16 protein-coding genes and 1 pseudogene are annotated in these 19,878 nt (G+C 50.7%); 6 read left to right on the plus strand and 11 right to left on the minus strand.

The window, feature by feature from the left end; translation table 11 throughout:
* Nucleotides 1-278 precede the first annotated feature (278 nt).
* A pseudogene (locus IB196_RS13440) lies at nt 279-760 on the plus strand (Arm DNA-binding domain-containing protein); the annotation flags it as partial.
* A gap of 456 nt (nt 761-1,216) precedes the next feature.
* Here IB196_RS13440 and IB196_RS13445 read toward each other — a convergent pair.
* Nucleotides 1,217-1,768 (minus strand): flavodoxin family protein, encoded by a 552-nt coding sequence (locus IB196_RS13445; RefSeq protein WP_005121110.1) that lies wholly within the window; start codon nt 1,766-1,768, stop codon nt 1,217-1,219.
* A gap of 231 nt (nt 1,769-1,999) precedes the next feature.
* Between IB196_RS13445 and IB196_RS13450 the strand changes: the two genes are divergently transcribed.
* Nucleotides 2,000-3,037, plus strand: coding sequence for an MBL fold metallo-hydrolase (locus IB196_RS13450; RefSeq protein ID WP_005121111.1), 1,038 nt, complete (start codon nt 2,000-2,002; stop codon nt 3,035-3,037).
* Nucleotides 3,038-3,234: 197 nt separating this feature from the next.
* Here IB196_RS13450 and adeD read toward each other — a convergent pair whose 3' ends face one another.
* The 4 genes from adeD to IB196_RS13470 all read right to left on the minus strand — a co-directional run bounded on the left by adeD (nt 3,235) and on the right by IB196_RS13470 (nt 9,478).
* Nucleotides 3,235-5,007, minus strand: a complete 1,773-nt coding sequence (adeD, locus tag IB196_RS13455) for an adenine deaminase (RefSeq protein ID WP_188232487.1) — start codon at nt 5,005-5,007, stop codon at nt 3,235-3,237.
* Between the two features lie 338 nt (nt 5,008-5,345).
* On the minus strand, nt 5,346-6,278 hold the full coding sequence (locus IB196_RS13460; RefSeq protein WP_188232488.1) for a nucleoside 2-deoxyribosyltransferase: 933 nt from the start codon (nt 6,276-6,278) through the stop codon (nt 5,346-5,348).
* 169 nt (nt 6,279-6,447) lie between these two features.
* Nucleotides 6,448-7,701 carry a nucleoside permease gene (locus tag IB196_RS13465; RefSeq protein ID WP_188232489.1) on the minus strand — a complete coding sequence of 418 codons (1,254 nt, stop codon included), beginning with the start codon at nt 7,699-7,701 and terminating at the stop codon, nt 6,448-6,450.
* A gap of 586 nt (nt 7,702-8,287) precedes the next feature.
* Entirely contained in the window at nt 8,288-9,478 is a 1,191-nt protein-coding gene (locus tag IB196_RS13470) for an MFS transporter (RefSeq protein ID WP_188232490.1), read from the minus strand.
* A gap of 107 nt (nt 9,479-9,585) precedes the next feature.
* Here IB196_RS13470 and IB196_RS13475 point away from each other — a divergent pair, with 107 nt between their 5' ends.
* The 4 genes from IB196_RS13475 to IB196_RS13490 all read left to right on the plus strand — a co-directional run bounded on the left by IB196_RS13475 (nt 9,586) and on the right by IB196_RS13490 (nt 14,098).
* Nucleotides 9,586-10,458: a LysR substrate-binding domain-containing protein gene (locus IB196_RS13475; RefSeq protein ID WP_188232491.1), complete on the plus strand. Its 873-nt coding sequence runs from the start codon at nt 9,586-9,588 to the stop codon at nt 10,456-10,458.
* A gap of 236 nt (nt 10,459-10,694) precedes the next feature.
* Entirely contained in the window at nt 10,695-11,732 is a 1,038-nt protein-coding gene (locus IB196_RS13480) for an extracellular solute-binding protein (protein WP_005123024.1), read from the plus strand.
* Entirely contained in the window at nt 11,716-13,404 is a 1,689-nt protein-coding gene (locus IB196_RS13485; RefSeq protein ID WP_188232492.1) for an iron ABC transporter permease, read from the plus strand. The genes IB196_RS13480 and IB196_RS13485 overlap by 17 nt, the downstream gene beginning before the upstream one ends.
* Nucleotides 13,405-13,414: 10 nt before the next feature.
* Entirely contained in the window at nt 13,415-14,098 is a 684-nt protein-coding gene (locus tag IB196_RS13490) for an ABC transporter ATP-binding protein (RefSeq protein ID WP_005123026.1), read from the plus strand.
* 23 nt (nt 14,099-14,121) lie between these two features.
* On the opposite strand, the gene ldtA is transcribed toward IB196_RS13490, so the two are convergent.
* The 6 genes from ldtA to IB196_RS13520 all read right to left on the minus strand — a co-directional run bounded on the left by ldtA (nt 14,122) and on the right by IB196_RS13520 (nt 19,873).
* Nucleotides 14,122-15,051, minus strand: coding sequence for a L,D-transpeptidase (gene ldtA / locus IB196_RS13495; RefSeq protein WP_005123027.1), 930 nt, complete (start codon nt 15,049-15,051; stop codon nt 14,122-14,124).
* Between the two features lie 118 nt (nt 15,052-15,169).
* Nucleotides 15,170-16,234, minus strand: a complete 1,065-nt coding sequence (gene cobT, locus IB196_RS13500; RefSeq protein ID WP_040231946.1) for a nicotinate-nucleotide--dimethylbenzimidazole phosphoribosyltransferase — start codon at nt 16,232-16,234, stop codon at nt 15,170-15,172.
* 24 nt (nt 16,235-16,258) lie between these two features.
* Nucleotides 16,259-17,002 carry an adenosylcobinamide-GDP ribazoletransferase gene (cobS, locus tag IB196_RS13505; protein WP_040231944.1) on the minus strand — a complete coding sequence of 248 codons (744 nt, stop codon included), beginning with the start codon at nt 17,000-17,002 and terminating at the stop codon, nt 16,259-16,261.
* On the minus strand, nt 16,999-17,544 hold the full coding sequence (gene cobU, locus IB196_RS13510) for a bifunctional adenosylcobinamide kinase/adenosylcobinamide-phosphate guanylyltransferase (RefSeq protein WP_005123030.1): 546 nt from the start codon (nt 17,542-17,544) through the stop codon (nt 16,999-17,001). The genes cobS and cobU overlap by 4 nt, the downstream gene beginning before the upstream one ends.
* The gene (locus IB196_RS13515; protein WP_040231943.1) at nt 17,541-19,061 is read right to left on the minus strand and encodes a cobyric acid synthase; all 1,521 of its coding nucleotides are present in this window, start codon (nt 19,059-19,061) and stop codon (nt 17,541-17,543) included. The genes cobU and IB196_RS13515 overlap by 4 nt, the downstream gene beginning before the upstream one ends.
* Nucleotides 19,058-19,873, minus strand: a complete 816-nt coding sequence (locus tag IB196_RS13520; protein ID WP_005123032.1) for an energy-coupling factor ABC transporter ATP-binding protein — start codon at nt 19,871-19,873, stop codon at nt 19,058-19,060. Before IB196_RS13520 ends, IB196_RS13515 begins: the two co-directional genes overlap by 4 nt.
* Between the last annotated feature and the right edge of the window lie 5 nt (nt 19,874-19,878).

Consider the following 19,878-nt stretch of genomic DNA (forward strand, 5'->3'; position numbering starts at 1 on the left):
AACAATCTAAAACATGACAAATATCACATTTCAAGACAGCAATAGCACTTGGGGCTTTATTGAGGGCTCTATTTTCGATTTAAAAAATAAATACCATTAAATTCAACAGGATAAACAACAATCCGCATCCAGTCAGAGGAGCCAAATTCCTGTTTTCAGGCGTGCTTATAAATACCTGTATGATTAGGTTTCAATAAGTTAGCGTGAAAATCTTTCCCGATGCGTTTTTAGTTTTCCCTCCGCATACGGTTAATTTGGTGGTCAGATTTGGAGTCAGATTGGTTCGACTCTGGAGTGACCTCCAAACGTCTTTAAACGATTCTAAAATCCGCAACTTAAAACCCTCGTCTCGTCCTGTAAAGCTCTCCGATTCACACGGTCTGTATCTGCTGGTCAATCCGGGCAGCTCGCGTATCTGGTATCTCAAATATCGTTTCAGTGGCAAAGAATCCCGCGTCAGTCTCGGCGCTTATCCGCTCATCTCGCTTGCTGAGGCAAAACAGAAACGTGACGATATCCGCAAATTACTGGCGCAGAATATCAATCCTGCACAACAGCGCTTGACTGAAAAGCCGCCGCGTCAACGGAAAAGTGTTTTAAAGCTGTCGCGCGGGGCTGGCATAAAATCAACAAAAAGTAGTCGGCTGATTATGCCGCGCGTATTCTCACCAGCATGGAAAATCATATCTTTCCGGCCATCGGTCATCTGCCCGTCACCACGCTGAAAACACAGCATTTCACCGCATTACTGCGGGTTATATTCAGTACAACATTGTGGATTCCAGAACGCTGCGCGACGCGCAGTACTGATGTGAAATTGGCAAGCCAATTCAGGATGAAGTCATTGCCCGAACTGAATACGAGAAAATGTAATCTTTCATCGGCTGTGGGTCTCAAAGTGGCAACCACTGGGCAAAACCTACCCGGCACAAAACTGGCAACCTTTGATGGATGCACTGCTGTCAGAGCTCGAACAGTTCTTTACCCGAAAAAATGGCCTGCTATATCGGCAGTGATACCCCTTTTTAACCCTGGTCAGTACTTGATTACATATTATGAGTTTTGTGGGAGGCGGAGAACGAAGTCCAGCATTCTAATATGAAAAGGGTTCACAAAAATTTGAACCCTTTAGCACTGACTATTAAAACAAATACCATGTCTTAAATATTTAGCCTGAGTAATTTTTAATAAGCTACCACCGGCTAAGATAAAAACTTTACTTCATGCGCGCGGCAATCGCAGCCACACGTTCACCGTAATGATAAGCCGTTTGCAAATCGCCTGCCGGGATTTTATCTGCACCAGCGTCGGAAGGTGACTGCACCAGCAGGCCAACAGATCCACCAAGATTATTGATATCATCACGGGTGGAAGCCAACGCATTTGCCGGAGCCTGGCCCAGGCTCACCCAGATGCCACCGTGCTGTGAAGCAAGCGTTTGTAAATAAATCAGAGTGACCTGCTTGTCACCATTCAGGCTGGCGCTGTTAGTGAATCCACCAAAAACTTTATCCTGCCATTTACGGGTGAACCAGGCTTTTGAACTGGCATCAGCGAACTTTTTGAACTGCCACGGTGCGCCGCCCATGTAAGTTGGTGAGCCTAAAATGATCGCATCTGCAGCATCAAGCTTTTCCCAATCCTGCTCGGTAATATTCCCCTCAGAATCAACGGCAATCAACCCAGCCTTTGCACCCTCAGCCACTTTTTCCGCGACTAACTGGGTGTGACCATAACCTGAATAATAAACCACAAATACATTTTCCATATAAAACATTCCTTTTATATATAATTAATGTGAATAAATGACATTATTGAAAACTCCATAAAAGAGTATGGGGTATCTGAAGATATAAATCCACCCAATAAAAATCAGCATTTTTGAAGCAATTATTCAATTTATTTTCATTAATATCCACTCGCCTCTCATCTATTATTTACCAGTTACAGCAAACATCACTACAAAAAATGAAAACATGAAAATTAAAAAGGATTTAATATGAATACAATTCGCCCGGTATTTTTCATCGTGACAGCGCTAACATCTGCCAGTGTACTGGCACAGGCCCCTACCCCCGCGGTCTCTACCGTTAATGCACATTACATGACTCCCTCCGCTAACATTACGCTGCCCGTCGGAAATAAGATTGATAACCTCCATCAGAGAAATATGGAACAGCCTTATATATTGCAGAAAATAGGCGAGCGGACGTATTACGTTCAGCGCTATTTCTATTCCACCACCTTTTATGTTGGCGATAAGGGGGTATTGCTGTTCGATGCCCCGGAGGGACGGGGGAAGTTCCTACTTCAGGCTATCCGCGATGTTACAACGCTGCCAGTGACGACGCTGATTTACTCGCATTACCACGTTGATCATATCGGTGACAGTCCATTCTGGGTTGAGGAAGCGCAAAAGACAGGAGTGAAATTGCAGATCGTTGCCAGCGAGGCCACCACTGAAAAAATGCGTTTTATGGACAGTCGATTACCAGTGGCAAATCGGGTACTGAAAAACGCGGATGATCGATTCACATTTGAAAACCTGACGGTTGAACTACACCGTTTCTTAAAGGCTGCGCACACTGACGATCATTCAGCATGGTTGCTAAAAGAAGAAAAAGTCGTTCACAGCCCAGATCTGCTTAACCCCGATCAATTACCAATGATGGGCTTTGCTGTATCGGATACCGCGGTTTATCACGATGCCAACTTACGGCAGGTGGAAGCGCTCGACTGGAACTATTTTGTCGGAGGACATGGCAATGTAGGCTCGCGCGACGATTTCCAGTTTCAGCATCGCTTTCTGAGTGATTTACGCGCAGCAACCCTTAAAGCACGAAAAGAAGAAGCATTCGGAAAATTCATGAATAAAACTGCTAACAACCACGCTGAATTTGCTCGCGCACAGCGTGATGCAATCATCAATCGCGTCACCGAAGCACTGCGCCCGCAATATGGTCATATGTACGGTTACGATGCCTCCATGCCTGCTAACGTTGAGCTGGCTATCAGGCTGGTTGGTTCTTACTACTAACACAATAATAGCGGAACGGACGGGGCTGGTCTCAGGGTAAGTGGCGAACCTTGCAGCGCCCTGGTCTGTTCTACCATAGAAGGAACGCGGATATCAGTTGGCAGAAAATATCCGGTTACGATCTGACAAAATGAACGAATACCAGTGAGTGCACTTCGGTAGCAAAACCGGGCGGCATTGCACCGTCCGGTTTTGCTTCAGGAAGGCACTTTTACCTGTATATCGGTGAAGGTAAACGCATCACCGTCAAACAAGCCTTTGCTGGTGAGTTTCAGTGCCGGGATGACCGGCAGCGAAAGAAACGCCATCTGAATAAAGGGTTCGTCCAGCATCACGCCGCAGCGTCGGCAGGCGGCTTTTAACACGTCTATTTGCTGCGCCAGTTCGGCAGCGGGCGTCTGGCTCATCAGCCCGCAGATGGGCAACGGCAGATGTGCGGCGGCCTGACCGTCCAGCGCCACGCACAGGCCGCCACCGTTGGCGATCACCTGATTGACTGCACGAGCCATCTCCCGTGCATCGTGGCCGATGACCACAATGTTGTGGCTGTCATGGCTGACGGTGGCCGCCAGCGCGCCTTTACGCAGGCCAAAACCAGCGAGCAGTCCCAGCGCTGGCGACGTCTGCTGCCCGTAACGCTCCAGTACGGCGATAAAGCAGATATCGTCGCTATCGAAGCGATCACCGAGCCAGACGCTCTCCCGCTTGTGGGTAATCAACTCATTAGGGATGATTTCGATAGTCCGGTAGCGGGCGTCGGTCTCCAGCGGTATCGTCAAATCGGCGGCGCTGACTGGCTGGCGGCGAATAGTGTTACCCTCTGGCGGCAGGCTACGGCGCTGGCGTTCGGCCTCTCCGGCGGCCAGTTCGGCAGCGTTGACCGGCAGGCCTTTCACCAGCACCTGGCGGACTTCCACCTGGTTTAGGTCGCTTAACAGCACAATATCGGCCTGCTTGCCGGGGGCGATCAGCCCCAGATGTTTTAAGCCAAAGTGGCGCGCAGGTGACCAGGTGGCGACGCGATAGGCCAGATGCACCGGCAGATGATGCTGATTGATCAGGCGGCGGATCAGCGCGTCAATGTGGCCTTCATGGGCGATCTCCCACGGATTGCGATCATCCGTGCAGAGCATACACTGCGGGCTGTTCAGTTCGTTGATTAGCGGAGCCAGCGCGTCGAGGTTACGGGCGGCGGAACCTTCACGGATCATCAGCGCCATTCCCGCGCTCAGTTTTTCCCGCCCTTCAGCGAAGGTGTGCGTCTCGTGGCAGTTTTCGACACTGGCGGCGATATAGGCGTTCAGCGCCTTGCCGGAAAGCGATGGGCAGTGGCCGTCCAGCGTCAAATGGCGGAAGGCATCCAGCTTATCGAGAATTGCGTCGTCGCCACGCACCACGCCGGGAAAATCCATCATCTCCGCCAGCCCCGTTACCAGCGGGTGGTCACGCCAGGGCAGCATTTGCGCCAGCGGAAATTCCGCGCCGTTGATATCGCTGCCCGCCAGCGCCGGCACGCAGGAACTAACCTGAATAAACTGGTTTTGCCGCGCCTGTTCTGCACAGCGGATAAACCAACGCAGCCCCTCCTCACCCATCACGTTGACTATTTCATGCGGATCGCAAATCAGGGTGGTCAGGCCGCGCGGCAGCGTGGCGGTTTCAAAGGTCACGGGCGTCATCATGCTGGATTCAATGTGCAGATGGGCATCAATGAAACCGGGAACCGCCACGGCATGCCCGGCATCGATACGCTGACGAGCAGGGGCGTCCTGATAGGCAGGGCCGATGCCTGCAATGCTCTTGCCGCTGATGACGATCGGGCCGGGGAGCATTCCGCCGTTAATCAGGTCGAGAACCGTAACGTTATCAATCATATAATCTGCTGGCGCATCTCCGCGGGCAACGGCTAATATGTTCTGTAATTCATCACGACTGAGTTGATGAGATTTTGCGCGAGATTGATTATTCATTCATTTTCTCATTTTGACTTTATCAATTTGGTAGATTCATTCATGTGTTTCCTGGTTAGATAACCAGTACTGTTGAATAAATCATAATTCGGAGCAGATACTGTATGATGGGATAATTATTACTCAGTCCGGCATCCTCAGCAGCGCCATCCAGTTTAGCGCTAAGAGCATTGCTATCGTTTGCCCATCCGGGCATCATCATTCTGCAATGTCAGGTCGTGTTTTTAACTTGTGGGCAGTCGTACTGCTCGGAGAGAATAAACCGTCAATCAACATGACCTGTTCAAAAATGATGATATTGATGACGGTTCAACCAAATTTCATGTTAAATATAATAATTAAACTATTGCACCACTTTTAATCAACGATTCAAGTTCTGCAAATGAATGCGTCATTGTTGCTGAATAGGTAACCATCAGATTCAGATAATCAGTGCCCAGCCCTGAATGGTAGCGCTGCTGTTTACTACAGTAAATGATAGATTGTTTTTTTAGTGCGTAAGCAATGCCATTCATAATGCCTGAATCTACGTCTGGCTCAAAGACATCAGAATAAAAAACAGCCTGCCTGCTTTTTCTTAAATTATCAATATCTGCAGCAATATCATTTATATTATCGCCGATAATATATGTTTTCCCTGCGGTGGTAATTGCATTTTTAATATTCTCCAGCAACCCTCGCGAAGGTTCTGTATACATAAAATTGGGGTCAAGATAATAATCATACTCAATCGGCAACGGTGTTAATGGTAGTGCTGGAGGAATTTCGCCCCCAAAATCCGCAATTAAATTATGCTGGAAAGTATGTAACGCACGATTAAGGATATCAGTTGTTTGCTCACGGTAATTTGTGATACTTGTGTCTGTGTCGAATACTGAAACAACTTTAGCGACATAATTCATCAGTTTGCTTATGGGATAAAACTCTTCGGAATCACCCGCTGCCCACAGAAGAAAGTCAGTCGTAATCAGGTGAACGGGCAATCCCAGGGCCCATGCATAACCCACCTCCCAGGCACAACCTGAATCATAGGTACCACCATCAAAATACCCTATCATACCAACGCAGCTGTCCATATTGGCTACATCACGGACAAAGATTTCTTCTTCACTTGATGAACCGGCATCATCTCTGTATGGCAGAAGCGTATGCGCCAGTGGTGGGAGCAGACCATCGTCAATCCATCGATCAATAGTGTCATTTAAATTTAATGCGTCCAGTCGCCAGGGCGCGCAATATACTCTGCACTGATTATATAATTGATTCGCCATAATACCCTCTTTTTATATGAATAATTAATTTTGCGTTATATTCCCGGCATATTTCAAGTTGCGGGATAAAACACCGCAGGAATTTTTAAATCACGCTTATTCTGACTCTGAAGGAGCCGAACAGCGGTGTAGTTAATTACCCTGCAACTTGAAGCCGATAAAGATATCATCATGCATAGCTATCTGTCGCCGTACTGGAATTATTGTGTTTATACTTGAATATCATCATAAACACGACCGCGAGAACCAGTGAATATCCTGCAAATACCAGCCAGATAGTTGACCATTCAGGACTACCCGCGACGGTCAGATGATCGACCACTTTACCACTTACAAATCCGCCAATAATACAACCGAATCCATTAGCCATCATCAAGAATACCCCCTGAGCACTATTGCGAATGGAAGCATCGACCTCTTTTTCAACAAACACAGAGCCAGAAATATTGAAAAAATCGAATGCACATCCGTAAACAACCATAGAAAGAATTAATAGAATTGTTCCGCCCACGGAGGGATCGCCATAAGCAAATAAACCGAAGCGCAGCATCCACGCAATCATGCTCATTAACATGACATTTTTAATCCCAAAGCGTTTCAGGAAAAAAGGAATGGCCAGGATGAAGCACACTTCCGAAATTTGTGAAATGGACAACAGAATAGACGCATGAGTTACCACAAAGCTGCTGGCAAATTCTGGGATTTTCTCAAAACTGTGCAGGTATGTATTACCAAACATGCCGGTAATCTGTAATTCCGCACCAAGCAACATGGAAAAAATAAAGAAAATGGCCATTCTCTTATTTTTGAAAAGAGCAAATGCGCGCAGCCCCAACATATCAACCAATCCGTACGCCTTGTTAGACTTAGCGACAGGAACCAGCGGCAGTGTAAGCGTGAACAGGCTCAAGGCCAGTGAAGCCACAGCACCGATATATAACTGAATGTGGCTCAGTTCAAAACCCGCCAGGCTTACAGCCCACATGGCAACAATAAAGCCAATGGTTCCCCAGATACGGATCGGGGGGAAATCCGCCACAATATCCATACCCGCATTCTGAATGCGATAGTAGGAAATCGTGTTACTCAGCCCCAGCGTCGGCATGTAAACCAGCGAGTTCAACAAAATGACAATAAACATGGAAGAAGGGGTATCAACAGATGCGGCAATAAATAACGTCACCGCGCCAAAAAAATGACAAGCTGCATAAATCCATTTAGCACTGATCCATTTATCCGCAACGATCCCCAACAGAGGGGATGTTATCAGTGCGGCAATACCAAGTGTACTATAAACCGCACCAATATCTTCACCTTTAAGCCCCAGTGTAATAAATAAATAAGAACCAAAAGTATTCAACCAGCTTCCCCACAAAAAGAATTGCAGGAACGACATTACCTTTAACTGTAGTTTTATATTCATATAATTTCCATTTATAAATTCAAAACATTATATCAAGAAGATTGGATTCTCTTATTCAGCAGGTTGACTCTGAACAGCACTCAGAATTATCATATATTCGTATGCACTCCGTTTTTTTGCCAAATATATGGCTAAACAGCCTGAACTCATCAATAGAAAATGATAGTATTTTATGGTGTGATCTATTGTTCCAACAGAGCATACGTTTTATGGATTAAATAAATATCAAACACATTAATCGTTTATAACACGAATGCACCATCGGATACCAATACACTTTCTAACCGCATTCAATATATTTTCCATATTAATTAACCTGAACTCGAGATAAACATGGGTGTAATTGAGCAGGCAATCAGACGAGTGGATCACATTACTAAGACATAATAATAGTAGCAGAATAGGCGGGATCGGTCTCAGGGGGATTTACATAGGGCATAGAAACTCCTGTAAACCAGATAATTATGGGAAATGCGCACAGCCAGAAGAGCGCAAACCCGTTAAGCAGCAGAACAGAGTCATAGTGCTTTTGAAAACGGGTTCTGCCGCAATAACTATTAATGTTATTAGCTGAAACAGACTATTATCATTGTTTTCCAGAATAACCAGAATATTTAACTTTGTTGTATTGCAAATAACTAATCGCTGCTGCGATAAATAACGAGACTGCACCCAACAATATGGAATAGGTCATTCCATTTTTATTACTCTGGAAGACACTGACGACTAATGGGCCAAGGATCTGCCCCACCCCATATGTCAGCGTAACGAGACCAAGGAGATTAATCTTTTGGGGCGCGCTTATTTTTCTGGCCAGCGGCATGACTAACGAGCTGGTACCCATAAATGTGCCACCAAATCCAATACAGCTAATGGTTAGCAGCAGTGGCGAGTTAATAAATATGGCCATGACTACGCAGCTTGCTTGCACAATTAAGTTAACGCTCAGGCAGGATAATATATTCCATTTGCGGGCAGCCCAGAGCCAGCCATAGCATCCAGGAATAACGGCAAGACCGACAATAGACCAGATATGGTCGGCTAAAAAAGTATTGCCAACCCCTGTGGCCATTAACGGCAAATACGTGGCGACAATGATATAACCGAACCCCGCCAGGCCATACAGTAAGGCTAAATTCCACCACTGGATATCCGACTCCGCGCCTGCGACAGCTTTTACTGGGGAGATCATATGTTTATCTTTCGGCAATAGCATCGTCAGTATGACGAAAAGTATCGCTGAAATGATGGCTGCGCCAATCCACAACACATGTGAATTTAAGGCGTAGGATACACCAGCAATGACATATTCATTGCCGATAAAAATACCCATTCCTACGCCCGAAAACAAAGAGGCGATAACAAAAGGGTTATGGGTATGCTGAAGGACCAGCATTGAACCAAATATCATCATTCCCGCGCTTGCCACACCTGCAAGGAACCTGATTAACAAAATAATTTCTGGCTGAGTCACTTTTGCCATCAAAAATATCAGCATGACGGTAAGTAGTGCTGAGGCCAGCAGCGACACTCTTAACTTATTGACCGCGCTAAAAATACCAAAAGAGAAAAGGAGGCTGCCAACAAGGTAACCTGCGTAGTTGGCACTGGCAATTATCGATAATTGTGAAAAGGTAAACAGTCCTTCATGAAGCATAAGCGGGAGCATAGGTGTATATAAAAAGCGCCCAATGCCCATTCCTAAGGTCAAGACGATCATACCAAATACAGCAGTACGCAACGGACGGAGGCCAACAGCACCGTGATCGAGATCCATATTTTGGCCTCAGAAGACGAATTAGGTTTGATTGTTATCTTACACAAGAAAATGATGATAAAAAGTTAATAAAAATGACGAAAACATTCACTTTGAGTAATGCTTCTATGAACAGTACCTCTCTGAACTTGTTTAAAACGGTGGCGGAAACGGGCTCCATATCCGCTGCTGCACGTAGTCTGCACTGCGTTTCTTCGAATGTCACAACCCGCCTTAAACAGCTGGAAGCCAGCCTTGATGTCTCTCTGTTTGTGCGCGAGAAAAATCGACTCTACATTACCCCTGAGGGCGAGCTGCTTCTGCGCTACGCCAACAAAATTCTGGCGTTGTTAGAGGAAGCGGAATTGTCGATGCTGGGCACAAAAGTGGCGGGGCCATTGCGTATTGGTGCAATGGAAACGACCGCAGCGGTACGTCTCCCTTCGATACTGGCGAATTTCCACCGCGAAATGCCTTCCATTGAGTTAAACCTGAAAACCGCCCCTACTGAGACGCTGGTGCAACACATTCTGAACAATGAACTGGAAATCGCATTCGTTTCCGATCATCCGGGACTGCATATGGAAAATTCGCCCCTGCAATCACACGTGTTATGTCAGGAAACGCTGGTACTGGTAACGACGGCAGAGCACCAGAATGTCATTACTGGCGCTGACCTCCAGGTGACAAGGCCGCTGGTCTTTGTTAAAGGGTGCAACTATCGCTCCCGCCTGGGAGAATGGCTGTGCCTACAGGGGGTCGATTGCGCCGATCCTCTGGAATTTGGCTCTTTTCAGGCGATCCTTGGCTGTGTGAGTGCCGGGATGGGGATTGCGCTGTTGCCGGAGAATGTTGTCAGACAGTATGAGAATAACTTCCCTATCCGCAGTCACTCGATTACGCCACAGATAGGTAAAGTGAACACCATGATGATATGGCTAAAAAGCCGCGAGGTCAGCCGGGTGCTTAATCACTTTGTCTCGTTTATTACGCGGGCTTAAGTGATTGCGTCTGGTAACGCCAGGCAACCGGCAACCCAGTGTATTCATGGATGCTAAATTTCTTATCCATTACAGGGACAGGCCACTTCACACCATTGATTAAAGTTATGTAAATGTAAATTATTTACACTTTGCAATGATTGTAATTGCTAGTGATTATCATTTATTGTACGCAGGCAAAAAAATGAGCCCCTGCTCGGGTCACTGTACGTTCCAATTACGCTGGGATATAAACGATGAATGCTCTGCCTCGCACTGGACTGCGCCGTATCACGCTTGCTTCTGCTCTGGTTCTCTCTGTCAGCCTGCCGGCTTTCGCCCAGGATGCGTTAACGCTGTATACCACCCGTGAACCGGGCCTGATTCAGCCCCTGCTTGATAGCTGGACGAAAACCAGCGGTATAAAAGTCAGCACGGTCTATATCAAGGACGGCATGCTTGAGCGTGTTAAAGCGGAAGGTAAAAACTCCCCTGCCGACCTGCTGATGACCGTTGACGCCGGGAACCTTATCGATTTAGTCGAAGCGGGTGTGACACAACCCGTAGAATCAGAAGCACTGAAAGCGGCTATTCCGGCCAATCTCCGCGGCGCAGATAACCAGTGGTTTGCGCTGTCAATGCGTGCGCGTGTGTTGTACGCCGAGAAGTCAATGCCAATCGATAACTGGCATTACGAGCAACTCGCCAACCCTGAGTACAAAGGTAAAGTCTGTATCCGTGCCGGACAACACCCGTATAACACTGCATTGATTGCCGCCATGATCGCACATCACGGCGAAGCCAAAACGGAAGAATGGCTGCGTGGCGTGAAAGCGAATCTGGCACGTAAGGCGACTGGCGGCGACCGTGACGTTGCCCGCGATATCCTCGGGGGTATTTGCGATATTGGCCTGGCGAACTCCTATTACGTCGGCCATATGAAAAACGCCAAAGAAGGCAGCGATGCACGTCAGTGGGGCGATGCAATTAAAGTCGTCAAGCCAACCTTTGAAAATGGCGGTACGCACGTCAATATCAGCGGCGCTGCAGTAGCACGCTATGCCCCCAATAAAGCCGATGCCGTTAAGCTAATGGAATATCTGGTTTCCGCACCTGCCCAGCAGCAGTACGCGAAAGCGAACTTCGAATACCCGGTACTGAAAGGTGTCACACTCGATCCAGTGATCAACGCCACAATAGGTGAGATTGATGTCGATAAAATTCCGTTAACCGAAATCGTGAAATACCGTAAACAAGCAAGTCTGTTGGTAGATAAAGTTGGATTCGATCAATAAACTTCTGCAGTTTCCGACGTTACGCGGCCTGGTTTCCGGGCCGCAGTCATTATTAACGCCGTTACACCTTGGGGCGCTTTGCATTGCGCTTGGCGTTCTGACTCCCATCATTGCGCTTATCTGGCAAGCTACCCAGTCGGATTTATCGCACTGGGACAATCTCATTACGTTTGTGCTACCTGCAGCATTAAAAAATACCGTGCTGCTGTTAGCCGGTGTTGCCATGTTGGTTGGCGTGATTGGCGTAGGCAGCGCCTGGGCCGTCACAGCATGGGACTTTCCTGGACGTAAGATCCTCAGTTGGGCGTTGCTGCTGCCGCTGGCGATGCCAACTTACATCGTCGCCTTTGCCTGGCTCGATCTGCTGCATCCGATCGGCCCTCTGCAAACCTTTATCCGCTTCCTGCTGGGCTTTGACAGTCCGCGACAGTTCCGGCTACCGGATTTGCGTTCGCTTTCCGGCGCGATTATTTTGCTCGGTTTAGTGCTCTATCCTTACGTCTATCTAACAACCCGTGCCACCTTTATCAGTCAACCGGCCCATTTACTGGAGGCTGCCCGCACGCTGGGATGCAGCGCTGCCGGGACGTTCTTCCGGGTCGCCCTGCCAATGGCGCGCCCGGCACTGGCTGTCGGCATCAGCCTGGCACTGCTGGAAACGCTCAACGATATTGGTGCATCGGAGTTCCTCGGCGTACAAACGTTAACCGTTACCGTCTACACCACGTGGATCTCTCGCTCTGATTTATCCGCCGCCGCACAAATCGCCTGCATGATGCTGTTGTTTATCTTCTTCATTCTGACGCTGGAATTTTACGGACGCAGAAAGCAAGGATTCAGCAGCCGCAGCCTGCGGGAAATCCAACCCACTCGCGTGCACGGCTGGCGCGGCTGGCTACTTGGCGCTGTCATTTCGCTACCCGTTATATTGGGCTTTGTGGCCCCGGTTCTCTTTTTGATGTGGGAAAGCGCCAAACGCTTAGGGGACACGAGCCCACTGTCCGCCTCGTTGCTTTCAGCATTACAAAATACGCTCTTGCTGGCAGCAGGCACCACGCTGGTGGTGATTTGCGTCAGCTTGCTGGTAGCCTGGAGCGCACGCCATAGCGCTGCAGACAACGCGATGCCAGGCTTTCGCCGCGGTGTGATGCGTCTGGCCTCCCTCGGTTATGCGGTGCCCGGAACGATTCTGGCGATTGGTTTTTTGCCCCCGGCGATGGCTGTCGATCGTTGGCTGGCCGACTTACTGGATATTCGCGGGTTACCGCTGATGTCTGCCGGTATTTTATTGGTCATTTGCTGCGCGATGCGTTTCCAGGCAATTGCCATCGGCGCGCTGGACTCCGGTCTGGGCCGCATCCCGCCGTCACTCGAACAGGCTTCACGCTTGCTCGGCGAAAACGGTGCCGGAACGTTTGCCCGCGTTCACTTTCCGTTACTGCGTCCGGCATTAGTGAGCAGCGCATTGCTGGTTTTTGCCGATGCGATGAAAGAACTGCCAACCACGCTGCTGTTGCGCCCGGTAAATTTCGAAACGCTTGCCACTCTGCTGTATGCAGAAGCTGCCCGTGGAACCTATGAAGAAGGTGCGATCGCCGCGCTCCTGATTGTTTTAGCAGGTACATTGCCCGTTATATTGTTGGTGCGTCACCAGATGACTCGCCGTGGTTAAGAGAGCAACAATGTCAGAAATCGCATTACGACTCCAGGACGTGCACGTTGCCTACGGCAACAGCCAGCAACCGGTCCTGAGCGGATTCTCAATGTCGGTACGCAAAGGGGAAATTGCCTGTCTGCTTGGCGCTTCAGGCTGTGGGAAAACAACGGTGCTGCGTGCAGTTGCCGGTTTTGAACGACTGCAGTGTGGAGAGATCTATGTCTCAGAGCGGCGTATCGCTGGCCCCGGCGTTCATCTGCCACCGGAAAAACGTCATGTCGGCATGGTTTTTCAGGAATACGCCTTATTTCCCCATCTGACAGCACAACAAAACGTTGCCTTCGGTTTACGACGTATGCCGCGTGAAGCGCAACAGGCCAGAGTGACGGAGCTGTTGAAAATGGTGGAATTGCACAGTCATGCTAACCATTACCCTCATGAGCTTTCTGGCGGGCAGCAACAGCGTATCGCGCTGGCACGGGCGCTGGCTCCGCATCCAGAAATTCTGTTGCTCGATGAACCTTTCTCCAGCCTTGATAAGCGCACGCGTGAGCGTCTTGGCAACGAGGTGCGGGATATTTTGCGCGCTGCCGGGCAAACGGCACTGCTGGTTACCCACAGCGAACACGAAGCACAGCTGATGGCAGACCATATTGGCGTGGTAAAAATGGGGCAGTATCAAATTAAAAAAACGCCCCATCCCGACTGAAGGGTTCAGGGTTCCCCTGAAAATTAGTCGTGCATTTGAACCAGACTGATGTTCACCGGCATGCCGGAGCGTCTCTCCAGTGCCTGATTTCCGCGACTCACATCCACGTCATTCCCGCTGATGAACATGCGCAGCGCGGGAGTGACCGGCAAGGGAACCTTTCTGTCAGACTCGTATTCCGAACGGTTTCGTGACAAGGGTTCGTGCACTTCCACCCAGCGACTTCCGTCCGGCTCTATGCTGTATTTCACCGGTCGGTCTATCAGTTGCACTCGCGTCCCTACCGGTACGGTATCAAACAGATATTTAATGTCGTCGTTACGCAAACGGATGCAACCCTGGCTTACCCGCAGACCAATACCGAAATTCGCATTTGTGCCATGAATGGCATAAAGCCTGCCGATATAAATCGCATACAACCCCATCGGGTTATCTGGCCCGGCAGGCACAAACGCCGGTAAGCTTTCCCCACGAGCAGCATACTCCCGCCGGGTATTTGCCGTGGGCGTCCAGCCTGGTGCTTCCTGTTTACGTTCGACCGCCGTGACCCAGTTGCGCGGAGTTTCCCTCCCGGCCTGCCCAATACCAATAGGTAACACCTCTACCGTATTGGCACCCTCAGGGTAATAGTACAGCCGCATTTCTGCGACATTGATGACGATGCCTTCGCGTACGGTATCAGGCAATATCAATTGTTGTGGCACCACCAGTGTGGAACCCGACTTTGGCAGAAACACATCCACACCAGGATTGGCTTCGAGCATATTGCTCAATCCCTGTCCATACTGTGCGGCAAAAGCCTCCAGAGGCTGCGTGTTACCAGCGGGAATCGTTATCGTCAAAGGGCTTCCCACCAGGCGGCTGCCCTCAGGAGGCAATGGGTAGCTCACCGCCTGCGATCCCTGACTCGCGAGCAGCATAACAACAGCACACAGCAGTTTTACACGACGCATCTTTTTCCTTTCCTTCGTCGCAGCAGATATCCGTTAAGTATAGCTTTTTTATCTGTTTTAGGGGGTTACGACGAGAATGCACATAAAAAACCCCACCATAAAGCGGGGTCACGGGCGGCTACGCTTCTTTGCCATCCGGTAATACAATATTACTGGCAGCTAACTGCCCCATATTGCTATACATCGCGCAGGCTGCTTCAACAATGGGCATCGCCAGCGCGGCACCACTGCCTTCACCTAAACGCATTCCCATGTTGAGATACGGCTCCAGTTCCAGGTGCGCCAGTGCAGTACGAGCGCCCTTCTCGGCTGAGAAATGTGACGGGATCAGATAAGGTTTAATCTCCGGCGCTATCTGACAGGCAGCCAGTGCCGCCGAATAAGACAGGAAACCATCCAGGATGACCGGCAGACCGCAAGACGCCGCACCTAACATCACCCCCGCCATACCGACAAGATCAAAACCACCCACTTTTGCCAGCACATCAATACCATCACGACTGTCCGGCTGATTGACAGCAATGGCCCGGCGAACAACATCGACCTTATTTCCTACCCTTGAGAGCGGAAGGTTAGCCCCAATACCCACCACATCCTCTGCATCGCTACCGGTTAACACACTGACAATCGCAGCCGCAGGCGTGGTGTTTGCCATGCCAAGCTCACCGACGCCAAACAACGTTACACCGTCATCTGCCAGTTCTCGGGTATACCGGATCACTTCCAGCAGCAGCTCTTCTGCCTGTGACCGACGCATTGCCGGCCCTTGTGCAATATTGCCGCAACCGCGCGCTACGCGCATGTTCACTACGCCAGGAATGAGTTCGGCGTCAATTCCCACATCAATCACATGCACTTTTGCGCCGGCCTGAGCGGCCAGCACGCAGACGCCGGTCGTTCCGCGCGTCATATTGGCAGCCTGAATCGCCGTAACAATCTTAGGCGAAACAGCAACACCTTCATCCCACACGCCGTGGTCGGCGCACATCACCAGCATCGCTTTTCCCCCGACATGCGGCACACCCTTCAGGCCTGGCATACCGGCCAGTTGCACAGCGAGAGATTCGAGTCGCCCAAGACTTCCCGGCGGCTTAAGCAGGCCATCAATATGTTGCTGCGCGCGCAACATTGCAGCGCTATCGGGTGAAGGGATCGCGTGAAGTAAAGAGGATAAAGTCTGCATAAGGGTTCCAGTATGTTGACTGACTCAAAGCAGAGCCAGCAGGAAAACCAACTCGCCAAGTTCAATGGCCGCCCCCAGCGTATCGCCGGTTTGCCCACCTAACGTGCGTTTTAATAACTGCCCAAGAATGAAGATCGCCACCAACGTAACGACCAGCGCTGCCACACCGCGCATGCCCGGAAGCAGGACGGCCGCAAGGATCGCCGAGCCCCCCAACGTGACACAGGTTTGTCGTCCACTAACTTTGCCAATAAAGACATTGCCCAGCCCTTCTTCGCGCGCGTAACGATGTCGATACATCAGCAAAACAGCACAGCCCCGCCCGGCGACACAGGCTGCAGCCAGTGCTGCCAGCATCGGCGTTCCGCGCAAAGCCAGTTCGCTCACCACCAGCACTTTGGCCAGCAGCACGAAGATCAGCGCCAGTCCGCCATGAGTCCCGAGTCGACTGTCGCGCATGATTTCCAGCATCCGTTCGCGTCGACGGGCAGAAAAAATGCCGTCACAGGTATCAGCTAGTCCATCAAGGTGAAAACCGCCGGTCAGCAGTGCCAGCGCCAGCACGGCAAACAGGGCGGCCAGGGGAACACCACACCAGGCCTGCAGCGCCATAAAGACCAGCCCCGTAAGCCCGCCCAGCACCACGCCAATCAGCGGGAACATCACAATGCCACGTGAATAGTGCTCGAAATCCAGTCCTTGCGACCAGCGAGCAGGAACGGGCAAGCGACTGATAAAAGAGAGCATTGCCCAGAACAACTTACTCATTTAATTTTGACTCCAATTCCTGATACCACCAGCCAGACCTCGTCAGCTGCCGCCGCCAGGCGTTGGTTAACACGGCCGGCAATATCGCGAAAATGCCGCGCCAGACGGTTCTCCGGAACGATCCCCATTCCCACTTCGTTAGTGACCAGCACCACCTTTGCCGGGCAGCTCTGACAGGCAGCAATCAGCGAACGGATCTCATCCTCGATCGACTGCTCCATCGCCGCGTAATCCCAGCTATCCGGGTCACTGTCACCGCCCAGTGCAAACAGCAGGTTGGTCACCATCGTGGTAATGCACTCCAGCAGAATGGCTTCCTGCGGATCGTTCGCTGCCGTGATCAGCTCATCAAGATGTTGCCAACGCTCAGCAGTACGCCAGTGCGCAGGGCGTCCATCGCGGTGATGCTGAATTCGCGCCGCCATCTCCTCATCAAAGATCTGCGAAGTCGCGATATACAAAACGTTTGGAGAATTAGCGATCAGCGCTTCCGCATGTCGACTCTTGCCGCTTCGCGCACCGCCGGTAACCAGAATCATCATACGGGCTCCCGGTGTTGCTGCATGATGGTATAAATTTTCTCAATATCGATGTGTTGCCGCATCGCATCCGCCAGCAGATCAAACTGCTGCGATTTATATTGCGCGTAATGGAAGGTGGAATCCAGCGGTGCTAACCCTTTACGTACGCGCAGGCCGTTGACCAGCGCCCGGGTAAATTCATCGCTGTCGAACAGACCGTGAAGATAAGTACCAAACGCCAGTCCATCCGGCGTAACCGCGCCGTCAGCTACGTTGCCGCCGTCTTTGCGCAGCGTCATCACCGGCCGGCATTCTTCGGTTAACGTCGTTTCGCCCATATGGATTTCGTAACCACGAACGGATAACCCCGCCGCGCCCGCCAGCCAGTCAGGCAGCGAGGAGGACATTTCCCCCTCAACCAGAGTGGTGGTTTTGTGCTGGGCAAAATGGGTGACGGTATTGAGCAAGCCCAGACCCGGCTGCGTGCCAAGCCCTGACTCCACTTCATCGATGATCGTATCGCCGAGCATTTGATAGCCGCCGCAAATCCCCACCACCGGCACGTTATTACGATGCAATTGCACGACGCCATGCGCCATCCCGCTCTCACGCAGCCACACCAGATCGCCCAGCGTATTTTTGCTGCCGGGCAGAATCACCAGATCGGCCCCCGCCAGTTCTTCAGGCTGGCGCACATAGCGCACGCGCACATCCGGCTGTGCGGCAAGCGCATTGAAATCAGTAAAATTAGAAATGTGCGGGATTTGCACAACGGCGATGTCGATGTCGCGTTTATCAGTACGCAAATATTTGCCCTTTTGCAGCGCAACGCCATCTTCATCTTCCAGATCCACATCCAGCCATGGCATGACGCCCAGTACCGGCACCCCGGTCAGCGCTTCAATTTGCTCAATACCGGAATACAGCAGCGCCACATCGCCGCGAAACTTATTGATGATGACCCCTTTGACTCTGGCGCGTTCATGGTCGTGCAGCAGCGCCAGGGTGCCGTAAATGGAGGCAAACACCCCGCCACGGTCGATATCCGCCACCAGAACAACCGGGCAGCACGCCATTTCCGCCATGCCCATATTGACAATATCGCGATCGCGCAGGTTAATCTCTGCCGGGCTTCCCGCCCCCTCCAGCACCAGCACATCGAACTCTTGCGCCAGACTGTTATAAACTGACAGGATTTGATCCCGCAGACGCGGTTTGTACTCGTGGTAGCTCACCGCATCCATGTCGGTCGCGACTTTGCCCATCAGCACAACCTGCGCTTTACGGTCGCTGGTAGGTTTAAGCAGCACCGGATTCATACGCACATCTGGCGTAATCCCTGCTGCTTCGGCCTGAAAAATTTGTGCGCGGCCCATCTCTTTGCCCTCTGGCGTAATACCAGAGTTCAGCGCCATGTTCTGCGATTTGAACGGCGCGGTACGCAGCCCATCCTGATAAAAAATACGACACAGCCCGGCGACGAGTACGCTTTTGCCAACATCAGATGCCGTTCCCTGCAACATTATTGCCTGCGTCATGACGCCTCCTTCAGTGCGTTCTTTCGCATACAGCTAAAAAATTCAGCCTCTGTTTTACACAGCGGGAAACCCAGCTCGGTGTGCAATTTCACCAGCCATGGCTGAGTTAACCCGGCTTGTTCAATAAGATCAGTACGGGCGAACACGTCACCCGGCGTACCGTGCGTCAGCACTTCTCCGCGACGTAAAACGTACACCGCATCGCTGACTTCATAGATGAGATCAATATCATGGCTGGAAATAACCACATGATTTCCTTGCGCCACAATGCGTTTGATAATCTCGATCATCTGCGTACGCCCTGATGGGTCGAGACCGGCGGTGGGTTCATCCAGTAACAGATACTGCGCTTGCAGCACCAGCGCCCCCGCAATCGCCACGCGTTTTTTTTGTCCGTGGCTGAGACACTGAATGGGCTGATGGCGAAAATGTTGAGCATCGACCAGCGTCAAGGCATCGTCCACCCGACGGGCAATTTCAGCCTCGTCCACGCCCAGATTACGCAGGCTAAACGCGATGTCACTGTCGATGTCGGTATAAAAGATTTGCTGATCGGGGTCCTGAAATACGGTTGCCACCTGCTGGCGCAGCGCCAGCAGGCCGCGCTTGCTGTAATCCAGCGGTTTTCCTTGCCACATCACCGCCCCCTGTTGTGGGCGCAGTAAACCGCTCAGGTTCATAAACAGCGTGGATTTCCCGCAGCCATTGGCCCCCACCAGTCCGGTGACGGCATGTTGAGAAAAGTCCAGCGTTAGCCCTTTGAGAATCGGGTCATCCTGGTAGCGAAACCAAAGCGCTGAGGTGGCAAGCATACTTT

The sequence above is a fragment of the Citrobacter sp. C6_1 genome, from assembly GCF_014596835.2.
Lineage (GTDB): Bacteria > Pseudomonadota > Gammaproteobacteria > Enterobacterales > Enterobacteriaceae > Citrobacter > Citrobacter pasteurii.